Below are 21,642 nucleotides of genomic sequence, written 5' to 3'. Positions count from 1 at the left end.
CGGGCGCGTCGGGGCGTTCACCGAGGTCAGTCGCAGCACATCGGGCACAGGTCGGGCACGCTGTCGACGGGATGCTTGCCGCACCCGACGCACAGCCATTCTTGGCAGTTGCGGCAGGTGTCGCTGTCCCCGCTCACCGGCATGCACCGGCCCGCGCACGAATCCTTGCGTATGCAGTCCGCAGGCACGCCGGGGAAGCAGGCGGGGCAGGGGAAAGCCGCGCGGTGCGCCGCCGGGGCGCTGCTCGGCGCGGTCACATCAGAAGAGATCGTCATGTGCTGCAGCCTCGGGCCGGCAACCTGTGGATACGGTCCGGCGACGGGCACGAGAGGCTGGCGGCGGGCGTTGAGGACACCCCCGGACAGCCGGGCTCAGCGGTGAACTGCTGTGGGGCCGGCGTTCACCGGACAGAGCCGGACGGCACCGAACGCCAGCGGACGTGACCCCGGCTGCTCGGCCTACTCAGGAAAGATCCATACCGGAGCCCGTCCTCGCGCGTCGCCCGGACGGGCCACCCGCGCGGCCCACTGCGCCGTACTCATCCTTGCGCGTTAGCGAAACGCGGCCCGCTGCCCGTCAGCGGGACGGCGATGACCTCCGCCCGGCTCCGAGGAGGCCGTGAAATCGCGACGGCGCGGTGCCGCTAGGCGGCGAGTGCGGCGGCTCCCCCAGACCGGGCAGACGGCCCGGCGGAGGTCACATTTCGGTGGGGAGCATCAGGGTCATGACGAGTTCGCCCGTATCGCCGGGCTCGGTGATGGCAAGGAGCCGGTCGGCGCCGGTGGACGCCTGAGTGGCGGGCAGGTCCTCAGCTGGCACGACGAAGCACACCTCGTTCGCAGGCGCCTGCGCGACAGCCCCCGCGACCGCGGACAGCACCGTGCTCAGCCGCTCGTCCTCGCCACCGTCAGTGCCGCCCACGAACTCCTCCCGGGCGCCCGCGGTAATGAGCAGGGGAACCTCGAAGCCGGCGTCGGAGGCCATCTTGGGCGGGATCTCAATGAGGTCGCCGCTCCGGATGAACTCCGCCCTCGTGTAGGCAGCGACCACCGGTCCGTACTCGTCGTCCATGTCCCGCGCCCTCTGGTCTCGGCTGCCGTTCGTCCTGCGTGTCAGCTTGCCGTCTTCGGGCCCGTGCTCGCTGTCCCTCGGACGGGTGACCGGCGCCCTGCGGAGCCGACCGAGGTAGCAGCCATCGCTCTGGTCGTCCGGGACGGACATCTGGTCGAGGGCGGCCGCTTCGAGCCCTTGATCTGATCCAGTCGCCTTCGGATGTGCCGATCACTTCCCGCGACCTGTCCCACGGGATGAGCGAAGCCGCCCTGCGGCGAGCCCCGGGCTGGCATGAGCGGCGTTCAGCGTCCCGCCCGCTGGCCTTCCCCGGCTGGCAGGACCAGCCGGTCGACCGGCGGACCGCACCTGGATGGAGCGGCGGCACCGGGGCCGCGCGGACCACGCCGGCCGGCACGAGCGGCGTCGAGCGGGCGGTGGGGCGATCACGTGCCGGCGTCCGGGCCTTCGCTCGTCAGCTGGCGGTGTGCGTCGTCGAGGACCTCGCGCAGCCGGGCGCGCTGTCGTGCTTCCTCGGCGAGGCGGGCGGCGAGGACCTCGCTGTCGATGTACGGGGCGACGGCGGCGGCGACAAGGCGCTGAAGCTCGGCCGGATCGAGCGCTTCGACTTCCCACTGCACCGGACGGTCCGCATCGAGCCGGTACCGGCGGGCGAACGCGGGCCAGCGGGGGTCGCCCGCCTTCCCCTCGGCCGGCGGCAGCTCGTGCTCGCGGACCTGGTCGTGGGTGAGCAGCACCCGCTCGACCGAGGCCCAACAGGCGGTACGCGCGACCCAGTCGCGCTCGATGTCGGCGCCGGAGGCGTCGAAGTCCCCGACATAAAGCAGGACGGCCGGGCGCGGGTCACGGGCGGTGCGCTCGCGTACGACCTGGACGTAGCTCTGACTGCCGAACCCCCGCACGACCAGGACAGGGATCCCGGTCCTCTCCAGCCAGCCGGTGAGCTGGGCGCGCAGGGTGTCCTTCTCGCAGGCCACGTACACGGCCGCGGCCTGCCCGGCGGTGTGGTCCAGGCAGAACCAGGCGGGCGCCTCGCGTATGAAGGCGCCGGCGTCCGGCCAGGCCGGCGGGGCGTGGACCTCGCGCAGCGGGTCGATCAGGTCGGGAAACCCCTCCTGCCGGCGGGCCTGCGCGAGACGCGCGGACAAGCGGCGGTACGCCGGCGCGGTGTGCGGGATCACGGCCTCCGCGACCAGCCGGTAGTAGACCTGGCGCAGGGTGCAGCCGCCGACCGCGTCGTAGCCGGTCACGATGACCGCGGCCCGGTCCACCACGTCCGCCCATCTGAGTCTGCTCACACCGGTACATGTACCCCTCTGCCCCCCGACCGCGACCGGACGGGACAACGGCGACAGCGGCGCGCCGGAAGGCGAGAGGCCGGAGGCGGACGAGACCGCGGCGCGGCGGACGGCGGCCGGGCGGTATGGGAGCGGCACACGGCGAGAGGCGGGGCAGGGGCCGGGACGGGACAGCAGGGCGACCGCAGGGCGCGGCGACGGCACGGCGAAGGCGCCACCGGACGACGGCGGACCAACCGCGGCAGCAGGGCCCGGCGGCAGGACGGCGGCCGACGCGCGGGCAGTACGGGAGCGGGAGCGGCGAGAGGCGGGGCAGGGGCCGGGACGCGGCTGGACGGTGCCCGGTGCGGACGACCAGGAAGAGGCACGCGGCGCAAGCCGGGGCGAGCCGGGGCGGCGGCAGCCCCAGAAGGACACTACCCGGGGAGCGGCGGCGGCCGACCCGGGCACGACAGCGCGGTCCGGGGCGGCGGACCGCACAGGACGACGGCCGACTTGGGCGCGGCGGCGACACGGGCCGGGCTGGCCGGGGGTTCCGGCGCCGGGACGGCACGAGCGGCCGGCGGCGGCCGAGCGGGACAGCGGGGTGGGCGGCCAACGGCACTGATCGGGGTCGGGACATCGAGCCCCAGGCCGCGCCGGGCGGGGCCGGGACAACGCCGGTAGACCGGCGATGGAGCGCGGCACGGCGCGAAGACCGCGGACCGGCGGGCGGCGCGGCGGCAGTCCGCGCGGCGGCGACCAAGTCCTCCCCGCCCAGCACGACGGCGGGCCGACACCGTCCGGGCGCCGAGGCACCACGTACCCGCGGCGGATGCCCGCGGGGCGTGCAGGCACAGCGACGACCAAGCGGCGCGGCGGACCACCAGAAGCATGAGCCGACGCGGGCGGCGGTCACGGACGGGCGGCGGTCACCTTCTTCTCCCCGACACGACGCCGGGTAGGAAGCCGTGGCCGGGCGGATCGCTGGGTGTCACGCCGCGCCGCAATCGAGCAGGCCGACGGGGGACACCGTACGACCCCAGAGGCACGGCGGCGAACTGGTGCGGGCCCCGCCGCCGACGTTCACCGGACAGCACCGGACGGCGCCCGGCTCCCCGGGGCGGCGCCGGAGATCAGGCCGCGGGCGGCGAAGTCGAGTTGCGCCAGGCGCGGTAGGCGAGGGTGGTGACGTGGACGTCGAGGCAGCGTTCACACACTCCGAGCGCGACGGTGTTGGCGGCGCAGGTCCCCCACTGGCACTCGTAAGCCTCGCGCGGGCCGCACAGGGCGCAGCGCCAGGCGGTCAGGCCGTGGTCGCACACCGCGCGGGGAGCCGCCAGGCGTGCCAGGTCCAGACGCGGAGTGGGGCGCTGCAGATCGGCCAGGGGCACGGCCGGGAAGCCGTCGCCGTCGTCGTTGATGAAGATGACGTCGAGTTCGGCGTACCGCTCGGGGGTGGTGTAGAACGGCAGGCCCTTGAGGTCTTCGAGGACGGCGGCGATCTGGGCGTCGGTGGGGTGGCTGTCGAATGATTCGTCCTCGGTGAGTACCTGGTCGTCGCGGAGGCGGACCAGGTCGTAGGACCGGCTGGTGATGCCGTTCCAGACCAGTTCCCGGACGAGGTACTGCTCGGCGTCCACCGTGAACGAGTCGTGGTCGATCTCGCGGATGACGACGGTTCCGGTCCTTGAAGTGTTTCCCATGTGGCTGCCAACTTCCCTGTGATGTCGGGGTGGTGAAGCTGTTACGGCTGCTGTGCGCTGTGCGTGCGGTCGATCTGCTCCACTCGGGCGTTCAGGCGGACGACAGTGCGGCGGACGTCGTCGACGGCGGCGTGCAGGACCTCCTCCAGCGCCTGCCTCATGCTGTGGGCGTCGCGCTCGTTCGCGACGGCTCAGGCCGTGCGACGCCTTCCAGCGTCACGGTGCCCATGAGAAGGACGTCGTGGCGGTCGCTCTCCAGCGGCTCGTAGTAGGACCGGACGTCCTCGGGGGTGGCGCGGCGCAGATGGAGCGCGACGGTGTAGCCCTCGTGGAGGAAGCGGGCGGTGCCGTTGAGGTCGAGGCGGAAGCCTGGGTCGGCGGGGGCGCCGAGTTGCAGCAGTTCCATTCGGGATCTCCCAGTGTGGCGGCGCCGGCTCCTGCCGGTCGGCGCGGGCCGGACGCGGCAGGAGCTCGGCGGTGAGTAGCCGGCAGGACCGCTGGTGGTCAGTAGTCCAGGAGCGGGCCGTAGTGGTGCTGGTGCAGGTCGATGGCCTCGTGAATGTCGGCTTCGGTGAAGCCGCACGCCTCGGGCGAGAGCGTGTCGCTGGAGAAGTCGATGGAGATGTCCAGCAGGACGCTGAGCAGGTCGTTGAGGTCGCGCGGGGGCAGGGTGATGGTGTGGCGGAGGCTGCCGGGGAAGAGCTGGGCGGCCACGAGACGGCCCAGCAGGCGCCAGGCCGGATCGGGCCGGCCGGCAAGCTCGGCGCACACGTGGTGGGCGATTGCGGTGGGCAGGGTGACGATCGGCGCGGCGAGCATGACGTTCGGCCGGCAGCGGTAACGGGCCACAGGGAGTGCTCCTGAGGGGGCGGCGGAACGGGCGGGTGGTGGGTGCTCCTGCGGGGACTCGAACCCCGTTTCCCGGCTTGAAAGACCGGTGTCTTACCCATGGACGACAGGAGCCGGGACCGCCGCGGGCGAGCGGCGGGTTGGGCGTTAGCTCTGCGGGACGGTCCGCAGCTCAGGGGGGTTGGCGCTGACGAACTGGAGGAACCAGTCGGGCACCTGCCCCAGCTCGGCGTGGTAGCTGGTCCAGATCTCCCGGATGGGAAGACGGCCCAGGCTCTCGTCGGGCAGGAGCTCGTGGCCGGTCACCTCGATGCTGTTCCAGCGGGGCGCGGCGGCGCCGTCCTGGAACCAGCGGATACGCAGCCGGACGGGCCGGACGCGGTGGCTGCTCTCTCCGTCCTCGATGGTGAAGTCCGGGCCGCAACCGCCCTGCCATACCTTCTCGTAGGTCCGCTGCGGCGGCTTGGCCGTCCCTGCGTCGTCGTAGGTGACCACCTCGTCGTACCGCTCCGCACGCAGCGAGGGCGTGAACGACGCGGGCGCTCCGGGGCTGTCAGCCGTCTGCTTCATGTCCTGCTTCCTCTCGGTCACTATGCACATGGTCGTCTCGGGCGGGGGCATGTCGTGGCGGTTGACCTGCGGCGGCGGGCGGGCGGTCAGGAGGCGGCGTAGCCCACGAACAGCCAGGTGCCGTCGTCCACCGGGATCGCCCCGGCCGGCCCCCGCTTGTCGCGGATCCGCTCGTCGTCAGTGTTCAGAAGGTGCACCGCGTACTCCTCGGCGGCGTCCGGAGACAGGGGGCGGTCCATGACCAGGACGAAGTCGTCCTTCTCGGCGATCGTCCCGGTGTAGCCGCGGTTCCCGAACTCCCGGCATGCTTCCGCTCTGGCGGCCGCGAACGCCTGTTCGGCGTCCCCGCCGGTACCGGAGGTGATGAAGTCGTAGGCGCCCATGTGGAACTCCTTTCGGGCTGTGCCGCCGGCTGCCGTGAAGGGGCAGTCCGCGGGTGGAATGGGCGACGGGAAACGAGACGGTGCACGGCCGTGGGTCCGGCCGCCGGGCGGACGGCCGGCCCGCCGGGGCGGAAAGCGAGTCGGCGCACGGCATGGGGGAATCCGTACGGGACTCGTCCCGCCCCGGCAAGGCCGGGAGTGGTGGCGATCGCGCCCCCGTTCCCCGGGGGCCATCACCTCTGGGCACCATGAGCGGCGCGCCAGCAGGGAACGGCGGCTGCCGCCCGCTCCGTTCCGAGGAGGGGGCGGCGCGGAACAGACGTCCGCTTGGCCTCGCTCCTGGCCCGGGAACGTCACAGGCCAGCGCCGGGCGCACCGCCGGAAAGGCGGAGGTTCTCCGGGCCTTTGAGCCTGTCGGAACGTTCCGGGCGTGGACGGCGAAGCGGGTCCGTCCGGTGCCGTTCTGGGCCGCACGGACCTGCCCGGGTGGGGCCGGGCAGGTCCGATACGACGCCGTGAGCTTGCGGGGCGTGATCCCGCTCTTCCCCCACCCGGGGGCGTGCTGCCAACACCAGAGCTCCAGAGGGGAGCTACCCCTCCTTCGACCCGCGCCGGTGATATCAGGCCGGACGGGTCCGCTTGCCGCGCCGGAGGGAGCCCTTTCCCAAGGCCGCACCGGCGCGTTGTACCCCCGGCGGGATTCGAACCCGCGGTCTCCCCCTTGAGAGGGGGGCGAGATGACCGACTACTCCACAGGGGCGTGGTTTCCCGCCGTCGGGCCGGGGACCGGATCAGGTAGGGCCCGCGAAGGGCTTGCTCATCACCTTCCCCGGCCGACGGCCGGGCCGTACGCGGCCCCTCCCCAGGGACCGTGTGCGGTGTGTCAACAGGCCCGGCTCGGCTGGGGGAGCCTCACCAGCCCCGCTGACACATCGTGAACGGACGGGACTTGAACCCGTATCCAACCCCGCAGGGTTGCTCTGCCAATTGAGCTACCGTTCCAGAGGAAGCGTCCTCCCTCCTTCAACCCGGTCCAGTGATCTGCTGGGCGGGTTCGTTCTGCTGTGCCGGTGCGCCCTCTCAACGGGGACGTCGCCTCTGGAGGGGCGCACATCAGCACTTCGCGGTCCGAGGGGACTTGAACCCCTGACCCTCCCCCGGCATGGGGGCCGCTCTACCCGAACTGAGCTACGGACCTGCCGTACAGCCCGAAGCGGCCGCTCCTGACTGTCGGCGTCGTACGGGGTCGATCGCCCCCGTTGACTCTTATATCTTAACTCATAGCGAGCGGATGAGTCAACTATTACGCGTCAATAAGTGGGCAGGGTGGCCCCGGGGGCGACCAGGGCCTCGTCGTCCAACACGGCAGCGGACCTTCGAGCGGCGAGTCGAACGCAGTGATCCGGGCGTGTACGCGGACCGTCGCACCGGGGCGGGAGTTGGGCGGGTGAGCAGGTGCACGGCCAGAAACAGGCGTCGTTCTCGCGCGTCTGCGCCGGACCAGGGGCAGCCGCACCATGGCGAGCGCGCCGGGCGGCAGGCCGCCACTGTGCTGTCGCTACCAGGACGCGGCGGGCGGGTCGGCGCAGGCTCAGGGCGCGGGGCAGCGCGGCGGCACGGCCGCGGCGGGGCCCGGACAGCGGCGCGGCCGAGCGAGCGAGGACGGCGACGGACGGCGCAGCGGCGGCTCGGGGGCCGGGGCCGGACGGCCGGCGGCGAGACGCGGGCAGGCAGTGAACGCCGAGCAGCGGCGGGCGGGCTCGGGGCGGGGCGGCCGCGCGGGAGCGGCGGCCGGCGGCCGGCGGCAACAGCGGGGCCGACGGCAGCGAGACGAGGCAGGCATGAGCGCCGATGAACGCTCGGGACGGGACAGCGCAGCGACCACAGGGAGCGGTGAACGGCACGGCCGGACGTCGGCCGCCGGAAGCGGGCACGAAGGCCGACGGGCGGCAAGAGGACGACCTGGGACTGAGGCGGGACCGGGACGTCCGAGCCGGGCGTTACGGTGAACCGGTGAGCAGCAGCCCCGACCGGTACGCCCCCTCCCCCGGACGCGAAGCCACCGAGCTGGCGTGGGAAGCGGCCGGCGCCCGTGTCCAGGACGCCAACCTCGCCCGGCTGCGCAAGGAAGACGAGGACGCCGACCGGCTCTTCCCGCCCGGGCCCGTCTTCACCGACGCCCTCGTCGACGACAACGTGATGCGCCTGCTCGGCACCGCCCTGGAGACCTACGGGACGGCCAAACACGCCGCGGGCCGCATGGACCTGTTCCAGCGGCTGTTCGACGGCACCGGCGACAACGCCATCCCGTACACCAGATAGCCGGGACCGGCGGGCACAGCTAGCGCCGGAGAACCTCCCGGCCGACAGGCCCGTGGCAGGCATCGGCGTTCAGCCGCCCAGCCAAGTTGACTCTTAAAGTTTGCTTCATGCATCCACGTAATGTATAATTTTAAGAGTCATGATGGAGAGGCAGACACCTGCTCGGCCTCGGTGTGCCAAGGCGTCATCCGGATGACCAGCGGGACGGTGCAGCACCAGTAGAGCCGCCCTGAAACTCGGCGTCGGCCGCCCCTGCACGACGCCCCGCACCACGCCATCCCGCCAATGGGACCCCGTCGCGCCACCCGACAAGGAGACAGCATGAGGTCCGCACCCGTACCGGGCAGTGGCCGCATCAAGAGGCGCAAGTACCGCCATGCTCGGACCGGGACGGTGGGCAGCAAGGTGCTTCCCCACCGGTACGGCGACGAGGGCGAGAAGGGCCCCAAGTACCGCCGCCAGACCCGACGTCGCGAGGAGCGCATCTGGCGCCGCGCGATGTCCGTCGCTTCCTGACCGCCTCCAGCACGGCGCCCGCTGCGCTCCAGCCGCTCGACCGGGCCGGGCCATGGCGGGCCCCGGCACCACCCTGCGCACAGAACCGGAGCGCCATTCCGATGGACACCACCCCGAAGCCCGACACCGCCGCCCTCTGGCAGGACCTCGCGGACGCCCTGAACGCCCTCGCCGCCGCCGGCCTCCACCCCAGCTTCCACGACCGCTACGGCTCCTGTAACAACTGGCAGCATCAGCCGTACGCCTCCAGTGATCACGGCAACAGCCCCTGGGTGGTCTTCGACCTGCGCGAACGCAAGTACACGGTCACGACTCGCGAACGCACCCTCGCCGGGGAGCACTCCCGGACGCGGCGGCGTATACGCCGCTAACCCCCGCCATGCCCCGGCCTGGCGGGCACCCTCACCGACTGCCTCATTGAGATGACCGTCACCGCCCCTCCCTGCGATCGCGAACCCGCCGACGCCTCCAGGAGTTGCCCCGTCGGCGCGACCAGGGTGGCGCGGCGGCGGGTGCCCGGCGTGGTGTGGGTAGCGTGAAGCCATGCCTCTCCCCTTGGAAACCGACTCGCGCCCTCCCTTCCAGCAGGCTGCCGAGGTGCTGCGCACGGCCATCTTCAGCGGCGAGCTGCCGCCCGGGGCCCGGATTCCCTCGGCCCGTATCCTGCAGCGCGACTTCGGGGTCTCAAGCTCGACGGTGCAAAACGCCCTGCGGGTACTGAAACGGGAAGGGCTGGTCTACTCCGTTCTCGGGCGGGGCAGCTACGTACGCGAACACCCCGGGGAATCCAAGGGCGAGGGGGCGACAGACGCGCGGGAGGTCCAGCACCGCGGCGGCGGGACGGCGGCGCCCGCTCGCGAACGTCTCCGTGGGCACGGCGTGATCGCTGACGATCCCCGGCCACCCTACGTGCAGGTCGCCGAGATACTCCGGTCCGAGATCCAGGCGGGCCGTCTTGTCCCGGGCGGCCGTTTTCCCTCGGCCCGGGAGCTCCAGGAACGTTTCCGTATCGCGAACTCCACCGCCCAGAACGCGACCCGGCGCCTGAAGGAAGAGGGACTCGTCTACACGGTCAAGGGAAGAGGCGCCTTCGTTCGGACCACCAAAGCCGCACGGCCGGACCGTGGGAACCGCCTCTCACCGTCGGCCCCTACCGGCACGCCGGCCCGCGACGACGCCGAGCTGGTCCTGGCACTCACCGCCGCGAAACAGCGCCTGACGCAGGCCTTCACCGAATACGAGCAGGCCCTGACTAGCTACCGGGCCCTCATACAGCAAGCACAAACCCGGCAACTCAACATTTCCGACCAAGCGACGACCACGGATACCGGGCTGCAGAACCGCGAAGACCCGCAGTGGACACCGACCAACACGACGACGCACCCCGACACCGTCCCCGCAGGCGGCTGACAGGGGACACCAACCAGGCGGCGACTACGGCGAGTTCCCCCGGCCCGGGAGGCGGTACTCGACGACGCTGCGGGTCCTGCGTCGAGACCACGACGCAACACGGAAACAGCGGACGCAGGCGGCGCCGGATTCTCCCGGACAACACCGAGCAACGGCGAACAGCTCGCCTACCAGCAGCGCCCAGTGGCGGGGCGCAGCGGCCTTCATCGGCCACGGTTGGACGTTTCTGGACGCTTCCGGACGACGCAGGACGGGTCCTCAACGAGGACGGCAGCGGCGACCAGAGCCCAGCGGGCGGCGCGGCGGCGTGAGCCCGGCCGCCGAAGCGGAGGCGGGCCGACGGCCCGGCGACCAGGGCGAGAGGCAGCGGCGGACAGGACGGCACGGGCGGCCCGAGGCAGGGCAGCGGCCGGAACGGTGGCGGCGGAGGGCGGGGCAACGGCCGCGGCCCGGGGACGCCAGCGCGGGGCCAGGGCCCTGCAGGCACGCGACAGGCCCGGAGACGCGGGACCGGATCAGGCGGAAGCCGACACGGAAAATCGGCGCCGGCGAACGCCGAGCGGGCGGGCCGTGATGACCGAAACCTACTCACCCTCGTCGATCATGCGGCGAAGGTTGAGTGCGGCGGCACGGTAACGCGCCATCTTCTCGGCGTGGCTCTCCTTGGGCATGGACATCAGTTCGCCGATCGAGTACCGCAGGCCCTGGGCGAGGATCTCGATCTCGCGCGGGGTGAGAGCCGACGCCGCGTCAGCCTCCTGCATGGCCATGGCCATGAGACCCGAGGCGCGGGTCTCAAGGTCGGCGTCGGCCGGAGTGCCGGTGGCACAGAGGCGGATCCGCAGGGCACGCAGCTCGGCGTGCGCGATGATCAGGTTGCGGTACTCGGTGATGTTGGTCATGCCGCTCCTCTTCCCGGCGGGTCGTATTCACTGATGTACTCATTGGAGTAAGTTTAGTCAACTTTATTGCACTCATTTCGGGGAGGTCCGCGCCCACCCGACGGGGCCGTCGGACGATGCGCATCGAACCTGCCAGGCAGCGGCGGTACGTATCCGCACCGCGGCCCCTGGCGGCGGACTGGCCTGAGCGGCGGCACTCCGCCCGGTCTTCCTTCGGCCTGACGGCGGTACGCAGGCCGAAGGCGACGGCACCCGCCCGCTTCGCGGCGCGAGCCGCGAAGCGGGCGCAGGCCCGGCGGGCGGTGCGACGACGACCCCACAGCAGCACAGAAGCGTGACGCCACGGTCGCGGGCGCCACATACGATGCGAGAGCCACGATGCGAAAGGATGTACGTGCCCAAGAAGAGGCGGGACCGTAAGCGCCGGGACAAGGACGAGAACTGCTGCGTGGGGTGTGTCGACGACTGCGCCTCGTACTGCGCCATCTGCGGCCCGGCCGCCGCGCTCACCGCACTGCTCACCTTCCTCCGCGCCCCCACCGTCGCCCCGGGTGACGACCCCGCGGCACCGCGCCCGCAGGGACGCGCTGCCGCCCTGATGTACGGGGCGGTGCGCCGCTACCGCGTCGCGGTCAGCCCCCGCCGCCCCGCCTGCTGCCCCTACACACCGAGTTGTTCCACCTACGCGGTCAAGGCGCTCCACCAGCACGGAGCGCTCCGCGGAGGGCTGTTGACGCTGGGCCGACTCACGCGTTGCCGCCCAGCAGCAGCGCTCCACCGGGGACTTCACGACCCCGTACCAGAACGGCATCACTAGGCGAGGCGGGTCATCGCCGCCATCACGTCGCTGAGCACTTCCCTCGAAGGCCGCGCCGTTCCCGAGCGGATCGACAGATGGTCACGCCGACCACTACGGGTAGGCCAGCAAGAGGGACGACAGCCGAGCCCGAGCGGCGGACTGCCGCGGGGCCGGAGCCGGTGTTCATGGACACAGAATCGGACGGCACCGGGGCGCGGTCCCGATCCCCTGCCCCACCTACAGAAGCCCCCGGCCCCACAGGCCGGCCGGTTCTGTGCGTCTACGCCTGTCCGTCGAGGGGCCGGGCGCGGTAGAGAGGCCGCTCGCGGTCGGGGTAGAGCGGCGTCTTGGCGGCGATGTCAGGAAAGTCGTCGGCGCGGCCGATCGCGCACGGCTCGCGGTAGTCGTCCTCGGCCCACCGGATCACTTCCCGACGAGTCCACTCCCGGCGCAGGAGGATGCGCTCCATGGGCAGCCATGCGATCCAGTCGCCCCGGCCGTATCGGCGCCGGCGCCAAAGGAACGCAAGGACCAGGGCGACGACGGCCTCGGCTGCAGCCAAAGGCACCAGGACCAGGCGGGTCGCTCCGGGAAATGCCCAGGCCAGGAGGAGGGCGACGGCGGCACCGGTCGCCCAGGCGGGCCAGTAGTAGAACGGGCGGGGCAGGAGCACGCGCCGGAAGAACATCAGCGACGAGACCAGCATCCCCGCGGCGAGCAACACGAACGCAGCGCGGTGGGTGGCGGCGGCAAGCATCACGCACATCCCGGCCCCGGCGAGAAAGCCGCCCGCTGTCCGCCGGTCCTGGTCTGGGTCGTGCGCCACCTGTCCTCCTCGTTTCGTCCGGAGTAAGCGTGCCACCTCCTGGTGACGTGCGAGAACACGGCCAGGAAGCTCTCGCCGCACCCTCGGTCAGACCGCCCACAGCGCGACGGCTCTACCGGATGACCAGGCCTCCGCCCCGCCTTGCATGACCCCGTGCGGCGCACGTCTGCCGCCCGTTTCCGGGAATCGCCGGGTGGCTGTCCGCTGACCCGGATAGGCTCGCCCACGAGGCCGTTGGGAGGCCTCCAGTGGTCTCCGCGCGCAAGGGGGATGCAGCCCGTTCCCGCGGGCTGGTCTCGCGCGCCCGGGCCCCTGGACGCGCCCGTCCACGGCCAAGGGAGGCCCTCGTGCTTCGTACCGCTCATCACCACATCGTCCCTACCTGGGGCAGAAGTGCCGACTTCGTTCTGGCCTACGCCGACGACGGCGCGCTGCGGATCTGGACCCGTGGCGCCGTCGAGCCGGTCGGCGAGAACTTCCCGCCACGTGACGGGGGCGCGCTGCTGATCGGCGGGACCATCACCGACCGCGACCTGCTCCTGGAGATCGTCGAGGACTTCCTCGACCAGGAGACCACCAGCTGCCTCCCCGTGAAGCCCGGGCGCGTCCGGGGCGTCCGACCGATGCCCAGCAGGGTCGACACCCACCCCAAGGGTGGCCGCAGGTTCTTCACCCACCACGCGATCTCGCCGCTGCACACCTACGGTCCGTGGCCCGGCGCAGCCCCGGAGATCGTCTTCACCAGGCCGTCCAGGCTGCCCGCGGCTGCCCGGCACGAGGGCTTCTTCGCCACCGGCTTGCCCGAGCTCCCCGCCGACATGGACCCGGCCGACGCTCTGCTGCAGCCGACGGCCGCGGTACTCACCCGGGAACAGGCGGAATGCCTCACCGCGTACCTGCGCAAGACCGCCCCCTAACCGCCCACTGGCCCGCGAACGAGCAGGCCGACGGGGGACACCACACGCCACTCGGCGCCCGAGCGGCGGACAGCCGGAGAGCCGGCGCGGAAGCGGGCCAGGAACCGAAGCAACCACGCAGACCGTGGCGTACAGCAGCGTCGCCCCCTGACGACGGTGAACACCCGCGGGCCCCGGCGGGCGTGTCGGCAGTCGCCGGCAACAGCCCTCAGGAACAATCCACACTGGAGCCCGTCCGCGCCCCTCGCACGTCGCTCGGACGGGCTGCCTCTTCCCCCACCGCAGAGCGGCGGCGCGGCCCCAGGACGCAGGACCGAGCACCGCGGCCCAGCGACACGGCCGGAACCCGCCGCGTGGTCGCCAGGCGTGGCGGGTGCGGAACGGCACCGTGCGGCACACTGACAAGGCCACGCGGACCAAGTTGTCGATCCCCAGCACCGGCAGGGCGAGCGCCGGACCGAACAGCGGCAGCCCGCGGCCGAGTACCGCAAGCACTCGGGCCGCGCACAGCCGGACGGCGCCGCCGGGCCAGCGCAGGCGGGCAGGGTGGGCCGGCATCTGAGCCCGCGGTCCGGAGCGACCGCACCCGCTGCTGCATGTCCGCGGAGGGTGTACCGGCCTGCTCCGGAAGTCTCTGACCGGCTCGTTCCCATGCCGTACACCCGCCCTATCGAAGCGGGGCGGAGCAGCTCGGCAGTCCGCTGGGCTCATAATGGTGCCGGGCCGAAGTCGTACGCGAGACCAGATTCCCGGCCGCGCGCCGGGAGGCACCAGCCATACTGTCCCAGCCCTACTCGTCGGCGTCGAGCAAGACCCGCACACGCTCCAGGGTCTCGACCTGGGACGAACTCAGGACGTCGTCGACGTCACCGTAGTTGTCGTAGAGCTCCATCGCGGTACGCGCGATGCTCAGCAGGTCCCACTCACTGAGCGACTCGCGCCACTCCTTCGACGGTGCGATCACAGGGTGCATCCTCTCAATGTGGGCGACTGTCATGGGCGGCGAGCGCGTCAGACAGGAACGCCGCGTAGGCGGCGGTCTGCTCGGCCGCGGTGGTGGCGGGCTTGTTGAGTCCGAAGATGGACGCGACGCCGGCTGTGGAGATCATGAGTAACTCCAGTACGCGTAGACGCACTGTGTGAAGTGCGATGCTCGGCCGCGGATGGCCAGGACTGGAGTCAGTTCGAATGCTTCTTCAGGCAGTGGGCCTGGGCCATTGCCTCCAGCTCGGCATACGTGAAGGGGGCGGAGTTTCCTCCGGCCCGCCACACCGACTCACCGGCGATGGATACGCACGCGTTATCCGAGCACTTGGCCATCCAGCTACCGTTCGGCATCTTCTCCAAGTAGGTGGCGCACCTCCACCACTTACCGTGATCGCATGACGGGTTCTCGACCTTGATGATTTCCTTGTTCTTCCTCATCCCACCCCTCCGAGCGTCAAGCCGACACCTCCAACTTGCTCACTAATGTACTCAGCGGGGTCATATTTGTAAAGTTTTCAGTACCTGAATGTGTCCGTACATGCGTGTCCACCTGCCGGGCCGGGCGCAGGCCGGCCGCTAGAGCGGCGGGCGCGAGGGCGCTGGAGGGATGGTGGCAGGGGGGCGCGGCGCCCCGAGGGCGAACGAGGACGGCGTGGAGCCAGCCGAGGACGATCAGCGGCACTCGTCACCGCCGGTAGCGGTTGCTCCGGGGGGTCTTGAGGCAGTATCCGATGCGTGCGAGAAGGGATCCGAGAAGGAAACTCACCGCTATCCAGATTCCGGCGACTACTAGAAGGGCCGACAGAGCACTCACCGCGAGCCCCCGTCGGCGGAACCGGACATAGGTGCACGGCGGCGACAGCGACCCGGCTGTGGGGCGAGGAACAGCGACGACATCATGTGCCGCAGCCTCACTCTGACGTCCTGTGGACAGAATCCCGCGCCCCAACGTCCCTCGAACGACGGCATAGGGCCGCGGGCAGGGGCCACCAAGGCGACACAGTTGGCTTGAAAGACCGGTGTCTTACCTATGGGCGACAGGAGCCGGGACCGCCGAAGCCGCCGCGCCCGGAGGGGGCGGGTGGTGCGTCAGCTCTCCAGGCCGGTTCGCGGCTTCGACGGTGGCCTGGCGGACTGGAGGAACCAGCCGGCTCTGGACGGAGGTACCAGCTCATCGGTGGCAGGGCACGTCGTCAGGTGCCTGCTTCCCCTTCATCGGCACCCTCGGTTTCAGTGCTGTCACCGGACCAGCAGCGGGCGCAGAACCAGGCCGAGTCGACCGGCTCCGACGACCTGTTGATCATGTCGGGGTGGGTCTTCTGCGTGGCCTCGAAGAGCCGCTCGGTGCTGTGCGAGCACGACTCGCACCGCAGGATTGCGATCGATCGATGAACCAGGCCGCGGCGGGTCATCTCGCGGCGCAGCGCGTGAGCGTACTCGTAGACGGCGCGGCTGGTGTCGCCCATGAGCTCGATGAGCTGGAGGCTGCGGGTGAGCGTTGCGTCGTCCATGCGCTCGCGGGCAGCGCGGGTCATACCGTGCTGCGCGAACCGGTCCGCGGTGGTGCGCAGGGCGGTGAACTCCCCTGGGTCCGGGGCGCGGTAGCCGTCCGGCGGCCACAGCCGTGTCCGGGGCGCGAATGTCGTCGCCTGCCGGGCCTCCGGCGCGAAGGGGTCCCTTTTCACTCGAGCCTCCTGGTCATAGTCCGTCGGGGTCTGGCGCAGCACGGCGTCTTCGTGGTCTGGATCAAGGGAGTCGGCTCCGGAAGGCGCGGCGGGGATGAGCGACAGCCAACGGGCAGCAGGGAAGCACCGCCCGCCGGGTCGGGAGCCAGGGCGCACCGCCGGGAAGGCGGAGGTTTTCCGGGCCGGGCCGGCGGACGGTGCTTGTGGGGTCCGGCCTGCCAGGGCCGGGAAGCGGGCGCCGGCGTACGGCGTGGGGAATCCGTACGCGACCCGTCCCGCCCCCGGGGGCCGGGGCACCGCTCCCCCTCAGGGGGGTGAAGGCGAGCGGTGAGCGCTCCTGCGGGGACTCGAACCCCGTTACCCGGACTGACAACCCGGTGCCCTACCCATGGACGACAAGAGCCTGCGTGATCGTGATGTGCGTGTGCGTACCCTCGGCGGGATTCGAACCCGCGGTCTCCCCGCTGAGAACGGGGCGAGATGAACCGGACTACTCCACGAGGGCGTGGAACCCCCGCTGCCGCACCGGGGACCGGATCGGGTAGGGCCCTTGATGGGCTTGCCCCTCACCTTCCCCGGCCGGCAGCCGGGACCACGCAGCGGCAACTCCCCAGAAACCGTCACGCGGCGTGCCTCGGAACCGGATCAGCTAGGGAAACCTCACCACCCCCAAGGACGCTTACAGATTACCCCACGACAATCTAGTGCGTCAACTTAAAAGTGTCACAACGCCAGGACTCGCCCTCCCCGACTCGACGGAAGGAAGCTCGCGCGAAGTCGAGAATGCCCTCGAACGCCAGCCGGCTGGATGCCGCCTTCGGGATCCCGACCCTGACGTTCGACAGAGGCCGTCCCGCAAGGGGATGCCTGGCGAGGGCTCGCGGCGATCGCTCAGCACCAGCCGCTCGGGTCCGCACCCAGCGCGAGGGCCGTAGTCGTGACGCCGTCCTGGTGTCCAACGAAGAGGACATCGGCGTGTTCGGACAGCAGGACGTCACAGGGGTCCCCCTCGGCACCGCCCCGCTTCACCACGACGGTCAAGGTCACGTACTCATCTTCCTGCTTCACTACGCCTCCTACCGGGTGGCACTTCAGGAACTTAATCTCTATTTTACCCACAAGGGGTGTTAAAGTAAAGAAAAAGCGTCACGAGTCTCTCGTGTTTCACGCCTCCTGCGCCGCCCTGCCGGGGCTGAGAACCGTGCACCCCGAGACGGCGTTGCCCGTAAGTGATCTAGTGGCGGCCTTGGCTACGTAACTAGGCTCCGATCCATGAGCGAATACGTGCAGGTATCGACTGCCACGCCTACCAAGGAGGAGGCCGTGGCCCTGGCTGGCTCCGCGGTCAAGGCTCGGCTCGCCGCGGGGGCCCAGGTCATCGGCCCCGTTACGTCGGTGTTCTGGCACCTCGGGGAGTACGGCACCGGCGAGGAGTACAAGGTCCTCCTGACAACCACCCGCGAGCAGTACCCGGCGCTGGAGATCCACCTCCTGGCCGAGCACCCCTGGGACAACCCCGAGTTGATTGCGACGCCGATTGTCGCCGGCTCCGCGCGGGCCCTGGAGTGGATTGAAGGCTCCGTGGGCCCGCAGACGGACTAGGAGCTGGCGCGCTCGAGGACCTCTCGTACGGCAGGGAGTTGCCTGTGGGGGCGCAGGCTCTCCAGGACGGGCGCGATGCGCTGCATGGGGCGGATGGACGCGACGCCGGTGGCGAGGTCCAGCGCTCGGTCCGTGGTCACAGCGGCCTCCTCCACCTCTCCTGCGGTGAGGTAGGCCTCCGCGAGCCACGAGAGGTAGAGCGCTTTGTCGCGGGCGTACTCGTCCGGGTACCGGCCGAGGGCGTCCGTGAGGGCGGGGACGGCGCGGAGCGGGCGGCGGAGCTCCGTCCAGCAGCGGCCCGTCATGATGCCCAGCTCCGTACGGTCCACCCAGACCGACCAGTCCGGCTGCGGCTCGCCGTCCTGGGCGCTCTCCAGGGCTTCCTGGGCGGAGTTGAGCGCGGCCTCCGTGCCGGCTGGCTGGCCGTCTACCGCGCAGGCCCACGCGAGCCGTTCGTAGAGCAGGGCCCGGACGCTGGCCGGCGTCCTGTCCGTGATGGTGGCGCAGGAGTCCTGGGCGAAGGCCACCGCTGTCCGACGGTCGTGGGCGAGGGTGCCGTATGCCAGGAAGGCCAGGCTGTTGCCGTACAGGTCGGAGTCCCCGGCCTCCTGGGCGTACGCGCGGCTCTCCTCGTAGAGGGAGGCCGCCTCCTTCTCCCGGCCGCCGTCGAAGGCGGCCCATCCGGCCTGCTGCGCCTGCTCGGCCAGAAGTGCGGTGAGGCGGCGGCGTGCGTCCTCGCCGGCGAAGGAGCCGCGGTGGAGGACGGCTTTCGTGCGCTGGACCTCCGCGAGGTACACGCGGTAGGTGTCGCCGCCGCCGAGGATGTCATCCAGGCGGCGGAGGCGGGCGGTGCGCTCCCGGAGGCGGTCTACGTAGGAGTTCGTGATGCGGGCCGGTGGCGCGGCGTGGTGGAGGGCAGGCAGCGCGGCGGCAAGGCCGGTCGCGGTGGCCGCCTGGAGAACGGTGCGGCGGTGCAAGTTGGGGCCAGTCGAGTCCTGTGGAGCGGCAGCTCTGTCCGTCTCCCATGGTCGGGGAGCGAGGCCGACCATGCGACCGGGCACCTGTAAGGCGTCCGCGATCTGAACGATCTTGCCGAAGCTGCTGATGCGGCCCTGACCGCGTGCCAGCGTGCCGACCCGTTCCGGCTTGATACCGCACTCGGTGGCGATCCGGGAGTAACTGATTCCGGCTCGCTCGCGTGCGAGTCGGAACACCGTGCCGAAGTCGTGGGTGAGCAGCGCGTGTCGCATGGCGGCGTCGCCCAAGAGGTCACGCGGGAGCGCTGCCGGAGACTGAAAGCTCATGGCGGTCTCTTCCTGCCCGGTAAGGCTGCATGCTGTGCTCTTCGGCGTGCCTACCCATCATGGGTATACCCGGCGGTGGGACGCGCGGCTTTCGCAGGGATTCCACTCTGAACGTCGAGGCCCGGGGCAGTGGTGTGCCGCTCTGGGGCGTGGACGACTGTGAGGAGTCGCCGTGCAAGGGTGTGGCCAACGGCCCGTTGAAGACGCGGAAGTTACTCGGAGAGCGGTTCTGCAGCCGGTAGCGGCCGGGCCCGGAGTGCTGGTGCACTCGCGAAGCGACCGGGAGCGGGCCGCCTCCATGTGGCTCGTCCTGGCGTCGAGCGACCGGGCGAAGGCCTGGACGGAGTGGGACACCTACCGTGTCGCCCTCCTGCGGTGCGGCTCCCTGTTCTCCGCCGTACGCATCCCGGGGTACCTGGTCTACACGGCGGCCGGCGCCGAGGAGCCGGAGGCGGTCCGCAGGTTCCTCGCCGAGATCCTGGACGGCGGCCCGATCTTCTACGACGTCGGGGGCCAGCAGTACTACGCCCTCACCCCGGCGAGCGCCGCGCGCTCCTGGCGGCTCACGGTCGCGGAGTGCCTGGACTCGGATGCTTTCCTGGGCGTGCCGGCCACGGACCTCACCGAGTTCGACCCCCGCTATCCGGCGTACTGGGTCGTCCCCATGGACGGGCCGGGCACCCTGTGCGCGCCGGACGACGTGGCCCTCCTGGTCCTCATGGGCCACCAGTCGGCCGTGAAGAAGGCGGAGGCCGACCGGTGACCGTTCTCTCGGCGCGCTACGCCCCGCCGGGGCCGGAGTTCATGGACCGCGTCTCCGTCGCGGCGTGGGTGGAGCCTGGGCTCCTCGGCCCGGAGTGCCACGTCCTGCTCACCCCAGCCCGGCCGCGGCTGGCCGAGAGCGTGGAGCGCTACCGGCCCGGGCTCCTCGGCATCGCCCGCGGCCTCGGTCTGGGACGGCCGGGTGAGCCGTACCGGCTCGGCCTCGGCCTCCTCCTGGTCCGCGGCATCGCGTCCCTCGACTACGGGCATTGGGACGCCACGCTGAATGTGCCCTACCCGCCGACCTGGTACGCGACCGCGCAGCGCCAGGGCCGGGTGAACGTGGCCGTGGGCCTGTCCCGGCGCGAGCTCGGCGGCGGCCTGGTCGCGGTCCACGAGTACCTGGCCGACATGGCGGAGGCCGGGGGACTGTGGACCGGCGTGACCGCCTGGCGCCGTACCATCCCGGCGGCCTGGCTGCTCCGCGCCGTATAGACGTCTCGACCGTGCCCGACGTTGGCGGGACACGGCCAGGACCAGGGGCTCCCCGCGCCCCAGGGAGCGGCGTGACGACCGACGCCGACCGGATCACGCCCCGGCCGCCAAGCCCCATCCACGACTGACGGCGGCCGGCCCCACCCCCTCGATCCGCCTTCGCCCGGGAAGACCTGGCGAGTTCCCCCGTGGCCCGTCGTGGCCCCGGGCGGAGGGCCCTTACCCCCTGGATTCGATCCGATGAGTCTCGACACCCTCCCCGTCTACCGCGGTCTCCGCGTCCCGCGGGTCGCACGGTGGTCGGCGGAACACGACATCACCCCGGCCGTCTACCTCCGGAACAGCAGGCTCGCCTACGCCGATCCGGTTCTGACCCGTGCGTGCACGCACCAGGGCGCGCTGTGGCGCGCCTGGACGATCGCGCCGGGGAAGGGCGAGCCTCGCTTCTCGCACCTCCACCCGGCCCGGCAACGGCGCATGATGACCCGTCGCATCTGCCAGGTCTGCGGGCTCTCCACCGTGGAGGAGGCGGCGACCGAGGGCGGACACCTCTTCCTGACCGGCGCCGGGGAGGAGACCGGGTTCCGCGGCCCGATCGAGGAGGGCGAGCGGACGCTCCACCCGCCCGTGCACCTGGCGTGCGGGTGGGAGTCCGTACGGCACTGCCGGCACCTCCTCGACGGGTACGAGGCGGCCCGGGTCGCCAGGCCCGTCCCCTGGGGGCTGTACGGCATCCTCCACGCCTGGAGCGGCGGAGCCGTCGTCCCCGTGGACGCCCGAGCGCAGATCGGCCACGGTGATCCGCGCCTCGCCCTTCTCCTGGCCGGCCAGGCCGTCACGGAACTCAACGACGTCCGCCCGATCGACCTCCGCGCGGAGGCGGCCCGGGCCGGGCTCGCCGGGGCGGAGGCCGGCCGGTGATGCACCCTGACGACCCGGACCGCCGGAAGGTGCGGGCGGCGCAGCACCGACAGGTGGCTGCGTACCTGGTCGCGCTGGTCAGCATCATGTGCGCCCTCGCCTACGGGATCTTGCGGTGAGACTCCCGGGCCAGCCGGACGCCGACTGGTGTGGTTCAGGGCTCGGCCCTGTCCACGGCGAGGACCACGCTGCCAGCCCCTTCTACGCGTACGAGAACTGCATCCGGCGCCTGGAGGCCCGGATGGCCGAGTACGGCGCCCGACAAAACACCTGGGACTTCCGCCCCGGCCGGGGACCTTCCCCGCGCGCCCGGTACCGGCTCACGCCGGGCGCACCCG

At 71.5% G+C, this 21,642-nt stretch carries 26 protein-coding genes and 6 tRNA genes; 10 read left to right on the top strand and 22 right to left on the bottom strand.

The window, feature by feature from the left end:
- Nucleotides 1-26 precede the first annotated feature (26 nt).
- The 12 genes from FEF34_RS39570 to FEF34_RS39515 all read right to left on the bottom strand — a co-directional run bounded on the left by FEF34_RS39570 (nt 27) and on the right by FEF34_RS39515 (nt 7,056).
- A complete protein-coding gene (locus FEF34_RS39570; protein ID WP_138058276.1) occupies nt 27-275 on the bottom strand; it encodes a hypothetical protein in 249 nt (82 codons plus the stop codon).
- A gap of 421 nt (nt 276-696) precedes the next feature.
- On the bottom strand, nt 697-1,221 hold the full coding sequence (locus FEF34_RS41800) for a DUF6573 family protein (RefSeq protein WP_171053391.1): 525 nt from the start codon (nt 1,219-1,221) through the stop codon (nt 697-699).
- 275 nt (nt 1,222-1,496) lie between these two features.
- Nucleotides 1,497-2,369, bottom strand: a complete 873-nt coding sequence (locus tag FEF34_RS39560) for a hypothetical protein (RefSeq protein WP_138058275.1) — start codon at nt 2,367-2,369, stop codon at nt 1,497-1,499.
- A 1,115-nt stretch (nt 2,370-3,484) separates the two neighbouring features.
- Nucleotides 3,485-4,054 (bottom strand): hypothetical protein, encoded by a 570-nt coding sequence (locus FEF34_RS39555; RefSeq protein WP_138058274.1) that lies wholly within the window; start codon nt 4,052-4,054, stop codon nt 3,485-3,487.
- A gap of 157 nt (nt 4,055-4,211) precedes the next feature.
- Entirely contained in the window at nt 4,212-4,460 is a 249-nt protein-coding gene (locus FEF34_RS39550) for a hypothetical protein (RefSeq protein WP_138058273.1), read from the bottom strand.
- 98 nt (nt 4,461-4,558) lie between these two features.
- On the bottom strand, nt 4,559-4,903 hold the full coding sequence (locus tag FEF34_RS39545; RefSeq protein ID WP_138058272.1) for a hypothetical protein: 345 nt from the start codon (nt 4,901-4,903) through the stop codon (nt 4,559-4,561).
- A 43-nt stretch (nt 4,904-4,946) separates the two neighbouring features.
- Nucleotides 4,947-5,017 (bottom strand) — tRNA-Glu (locus FEF34_RS39540).
- Between the two features lie 33 nt (nt 5,018-5,050).
- Nucleotides 5,051-5,494 carry a hypothetical protein gene (locus FEF34_RS39535; RefSeq protein ID WP_138058271.1) on the bottom strand — a complete coding sequence of 148 codons (444 nt, stop codon included), beginning with the start codon at nt 5,492-5,494 and terminating at the stop codon, nt 5,051-5,053.
- 65 nt (nt 5,495-5,559) lie between these two features.
- Nucleotides 5,560-5,856 carry a hypothetical protein gene (locus tag FEF34_RS39530; RefSeq protein ID WP_138058270.1) on the bottom strand — a complete coding sequence of 99 codons (297 nt, stop codon included), beginning with the start codon at nt 5,854-5,856 and terminating at the stop codon, nt 5,560-5,562.
- 686 nt (nt 5,857-6,542) lie between these two features.
- Nucleotides 6,543-6,616: transfer RNA gene (locus tag FEF34_RS39525), tRNA-Glu, on the bottom strand.
- 173 nt (nt 6,617-6,789) lie between these two features.
- Nucleotides 6,790-6,858 (bottom strand) — tRNA-OTHER (locus FEF34_RS39520).
- 120 nt (nt 6,859-6,978) lie between these two features.
- A tRNA-Ala gene (locus tag FEF34_RS39515) sits at nt 6,979-7,056 on the bottom strand.
- An 813-nt stretch (nt 7,057-7,869) separates the two neighbouring features.
- Between FEF34_RS39515 and FEF34_RS39510 the strand changes: the two genes are divergently transcribed.
- The 4 genes from FEF34_RS39510 (at nt 7,870) to FEF34_RS43530 (ending at nt 10,104) form a co-directional block, all read left to right on the top strand.
- Nucleotides 7,870-8,178 carry a hypothetical protein gene (locus FEF34_RS39510; protein WP_138058269.1) on the top strand — a complete coding sequence of 103 codons (309 nt, stop codon included), beginning with the start codon at nt 7,870-7,872 and terminating at the stop codon, nt 8,176-8,178.
- Between the two features lie 321 nt (nt 8,179-8,499).
- Nucleotides 8,500-8,694: a hypothetical protein gene (locus FEF34_RS39505; protein WP_138058268.1), complete on the top strand. Its 195-nt coding sequence runs from the start codon at nt 8,500-8,502 to the stop codon at nt 8,692-8,694.
- 101 nt (nt 8,695-8,795) lie between these two features.
- Nucleotides 8,796-9,065 carry a hypothetical protein gene (locus FEF34_RS39500; protein WP_138058267.1) on the top strand — a complete coding sequence of 90 codons (270 nt, stop codon included), beginning with the start codon at nt 8,796-8,798 and terminating at the stop codon, nt 9,063-9,065.
- Nucleotides 9,066-9,249: 184 nt separating this feature from the next.
- Entirely contained in the window at nt 9,250-10,104 is an 855-nt protein-coding gene (locus FEF34_RS43530) for a GntR family transcriptional regulator (RefSeq protein ID WP_171053390.1), read from the top strand.
- 584 nt (nt 10,105-10,688) lie between these two features.
- Here the strand turns inward: FEF34_RS43530 and FEF34_RS39490 are convergent.
- Complete coding sequence (locus FEF34_RS39490; protein ID WP_138058265.1) at nt 10,689-11,006, bottom strand: hypothetical protein; 318 nt, start codon at nt 11,004-11,006, stop codon at nt 10,689-10,691.
- A 394-nt stretch (nt 11,007-11,400) separates the two neighbouring features.
- On the opposite strand from FEF34_RS39490, the gene yidD reads away from it, so the two are divergent.
- Complete coding sequence (gene yidD, locus FEF34_RS42215) at nt 11,401-11,823, top strand: membrane protein insertion efficiency factor YidD (protein WP_199800778.1); 423 nt, start codon at nt 11,401-11,403, stop codon at nt 11,821-11,823.
- 262 nt (nt 11,824-12,085) lie between these two features.
- Here yidD and FEF34_RS39480 read toward each other — a convergent pair whose 3' ends face one another.
- Nucleotides 12,086-12,631: a hypothetical protein gene (locus FEF34_RS39480; protein WP_138058263.1), complete on the bottom strand. Its 546-nt coding sequence runs from the start codon at nt 12,629-12,631 to the stop codon at nt 12,086-12,088.
- Nucleotides 12,632-12,978: 347 nt separating this feature from the next.
- Here FEF34_RS39480 and FEF34_RS39475 point away from each other — a divergent pair, with 347 nt between their 5' ends.
- Nucleotides 12,979-13,548, top strand: a complete 570-nt coding sequence (locus FEF34_RS39475; RefSeq protein ID WP_138058262.1) for a hypothetical protein — start codon at nt 12,979-12,981, stop codon at nt 13,546-13,548.
- 790 nt (nt 13,549-14,338) lie between these two features.
- Here the strand turns inward: FEF34_RS39475 and FEF34_RS39470 are convergent.
- The 7 genes from FEF34_RS39470 to FEF34_RS41790 form a co-directional block, all read right to left on the bottom strand.
- Entirely contained in the window at nt 14,339-14,521 is a 183-nt protein-coding gene (locus tag FEF34_RS39470; protein WP_138058261.1) for a hypothetical protein, read from the bottom strand.
- A 4-nt stretch (nt 14,522-14,525) separates the two neighbouring features.
- On the bottom strand, nt 14,526-14,657 hold the full coding sequence (locus tag FEF34_RS43840; RefSeq protein WP_267905307.1) for a hypothetical protein: 132 nt from the start codon (nt 14,655-14,657) through the stop codon (nt 14,526-14,528).
- Nucleotides 14,658-14,727: 70 nt separating this feature from the next.
- A complete protein-coding gene (locus FEF34_RS39465; protein ID WP_138058260.1) occupies nt 14,728-14,973 on the bottom strand; it encodes a hypothetical protein in 246 nt (81 codons plus the stop codon).
- A 755-nt stretch (nt 14,974-15,728) separates the two neighbouring features.
- On the bottom strand, nt 15,729-16,220 hold the full coding sequence (locus FEF34_RS39460; protein ID WP_138058259.1) for a hypothetical protein: 492 nt from the start codon (nt 16,218-16,220) through the stop codon (nt 15,729-15,731).
- A 332-nt stretch (nt 16,221-16,552) separates the two neighbouring features.
- Nucleotides 16,553-16,623, bottom strand: a tRNA-Asp gene (locus FEF34_RS39455).
- Between the two features lie 26 nt (nt 16,624-16,649).
- A tRNA-Glu gene (locus tag FEF34_RS39450) sits at nt 16,650-16,725 on the bottom strand.
- A 386-nt stretch (nt 16,726-17,111) separates the two neighbouring features.
- Entirely contained in the window at nt 17,112-17,288 is a 177-nt protein-coding gene (locus FEF34_RS41790; RefSeq protein ID WP_171053389.1) for a hypothetical protein, read from the bottom strand.
- A 204-nt stretch (nt 17,289-17,492) separates the two neighbouring features.
- On the opposite strand from FEF34_RS41790, the gene cutA reads away from it, so the two are divergent.
- Nucleotides 17,493-17,822: a divalent-cation tolerance protein CutA gene (cutA, locus tag FEF34_RS39445; RefSeq protein WP_171053388.1), complete on the top strand. Its 330-nt coding sequence runs from the start codon at nt 17,493-17,495 to the stop codon at nt 17,820-17,822.
- Here the strand turns inward: cutA and FEF34_RS39440 are convergent.
- Nucleotides 17,819-19,126, bottom strand: coding sequence for a helix-turn-helix domain-containing protein (locus tag FEF34_RS39440; protein WP_138058258.1), 1,308 nt, complete (start codon nt 19,124-19,126; stop codon nt 17,819-17,821). The two genes, cutA and FEF34_RS39440, sit on opposite strands and share 4 nt — an antisense overlap.
- Before the next feature lie 262 nt (nt 19,127-19,388).
- Here FEF34_RS39440 and FEF34_RS39435 point away from each other — a divergent pair, with 262 nt between their 5' ends.
- The 3 genes from FEF34_RS39435 to FEF34_RS39425 all read left to right on the top strand — a co-directional run bounded on the left by FEF34_RS39435 (nt 19,389) and on the right by FEF34_RS39425 (nt 21,304).
- Entirely contained in the window at nt 19,389-19,889 is a 501-nt protein-coding gene (locus FEF34_RS39435; protein ID WP_234043341.1) for a hypothetical protein, read from the top strand.
- Nucleotides 19,886-20,383, top strand: a complete 498-nt coding sequence (locus FEF34_RS39430) for a hypothetical protein (RefSeq protein WP_138058257.1) — start codon at nt 19,886-19,888, stop codon at nt 20,381-20,383. Before FEF34_RS39435 ends, FEF34_RS39430 begins: the two co-directional genes overlap by 4 nt.
- Nucleotides 20,384-20,623: 240 nt before the next feature.
- Nucleotides 20,624-21,304, top strand: a complete 681-nt coding sequence (locus FEF34_RS39425; protein ID WP_138058256.1) for a hypothetical protein — start codon at nt 20,624-20,626, stop codon at nt 21,302-21,304.
- Nucleotides 21,305-21,642: the final 338 nt, after the last annotated feature.

Origin of the sequence: Streptomyces marianii (assembly GCF_005795905.1) — a bacterium.
Lineage (GTDB): Bacteria > Actinomycetota > Actinomycetes > Streptomycetales > Streptomycetaceae > Streptomyces > Streptomyces marianii.
Note: the sequence above shows the minus strand (reverse complement) of the source record. Positions and strands in the feature narration are given on the sequence as shown.

Coding starts and splice junctions, on each gene's coding strand:
- FEF34_RS39570 (WP_138058276.1), bottom strand. CDS start 275: ATGACGATCTCTTCTGATGTGACCGCGCCGAGCAGCGCCCCGGCGGCG.
- FEF34_RS41800 (WP_171053391.1), bottom strand. CDS start 1,221: ATGTCCGTCCCGGACGACCAGAGCGATGGCTGCTACCTCGGTCGGCTC.
- FEF34_RS39555 (WP_138058274.1), bottom strand. CDS start 4,054: ATGGGAAACACTTCAAGGACCGGAACCGTCGTCATCCGCGAGATCGAC.
- FEF34_RS39550 (WP_138058273.1), bottom strand. CDS start 4,460: ATGGAACTGCTGCAACTCGGCGCCCCCGCCGACCCAGGCTTCCGCCTC.
- FEF34_RS39530 (WP_138058270.1), bottom strand. CDS start 5,856: ATGGGCGCCTACGACTTCATCACCTCCGGTACCGGCGGGGACGCCGAA.
- FEF34_RS39505 (WP_138058268.1), top strand. CDS start 8,500: ATGAGGTCCGCACCCGTACCGGGCAGTGGCCGCATCAAGAGGCGCAAG.
- FEF34_RS39500 (WP_138058267.1), top strand. CDS start 8,796: ATGGACACCACCCCGAAGCCCGACACCGCCGCCCTCTGGCAGGACCTC.
- FEF34_RS39490 (WP_138058265.1), bottom strand. CDS start 11,006: ATGACCAACATCACCGAGTACCGCAACCTGATCATCGCGCACGCCGAG.
- FEF34_RS39470 (WP_138058261.1), bottom strand. CDS start 14,521: ATGCACCCTGTGATCGCACCGTCGAAGGAGTGGCGCGAGTCGCTCAGT.
- FEF34_RS43840 (WP_267905307.1), bottom strand. CDS start 14,657: ATGATCTCCACAGCCGGCGTCGCGTCCATCTTCGGACTCAACAAGCCC.
- FEF34_RS39465 (WP_138058260.1), bottom strand. CDS start 14,973: ATGAGGAAGAACAAGGAAATCATCAAGGTCGAGAACCCGTCATGCGAT.
- cutA (WP_171053388.1), top strand. CDS start 17,493: ATGAGCGAATACGTGCAGGTATCGACTGCCACGCCTACCAAGGAGGAG.
- FEF34_RS39440 (WP_138058258.1), bottom strand. CDS start 19,126: ATGAGCTTTCAGTCTCCGGCAGCGCTCCCGCGTGACCTCTTGGGCGAC.
- FEF34_RS39425 (WP_138058256.1), top strand. CDS start 20,624: ATGAGTCTCGACACCCTCCCCGTCTACCGCGGTCTCCGCGTCCCGCGG.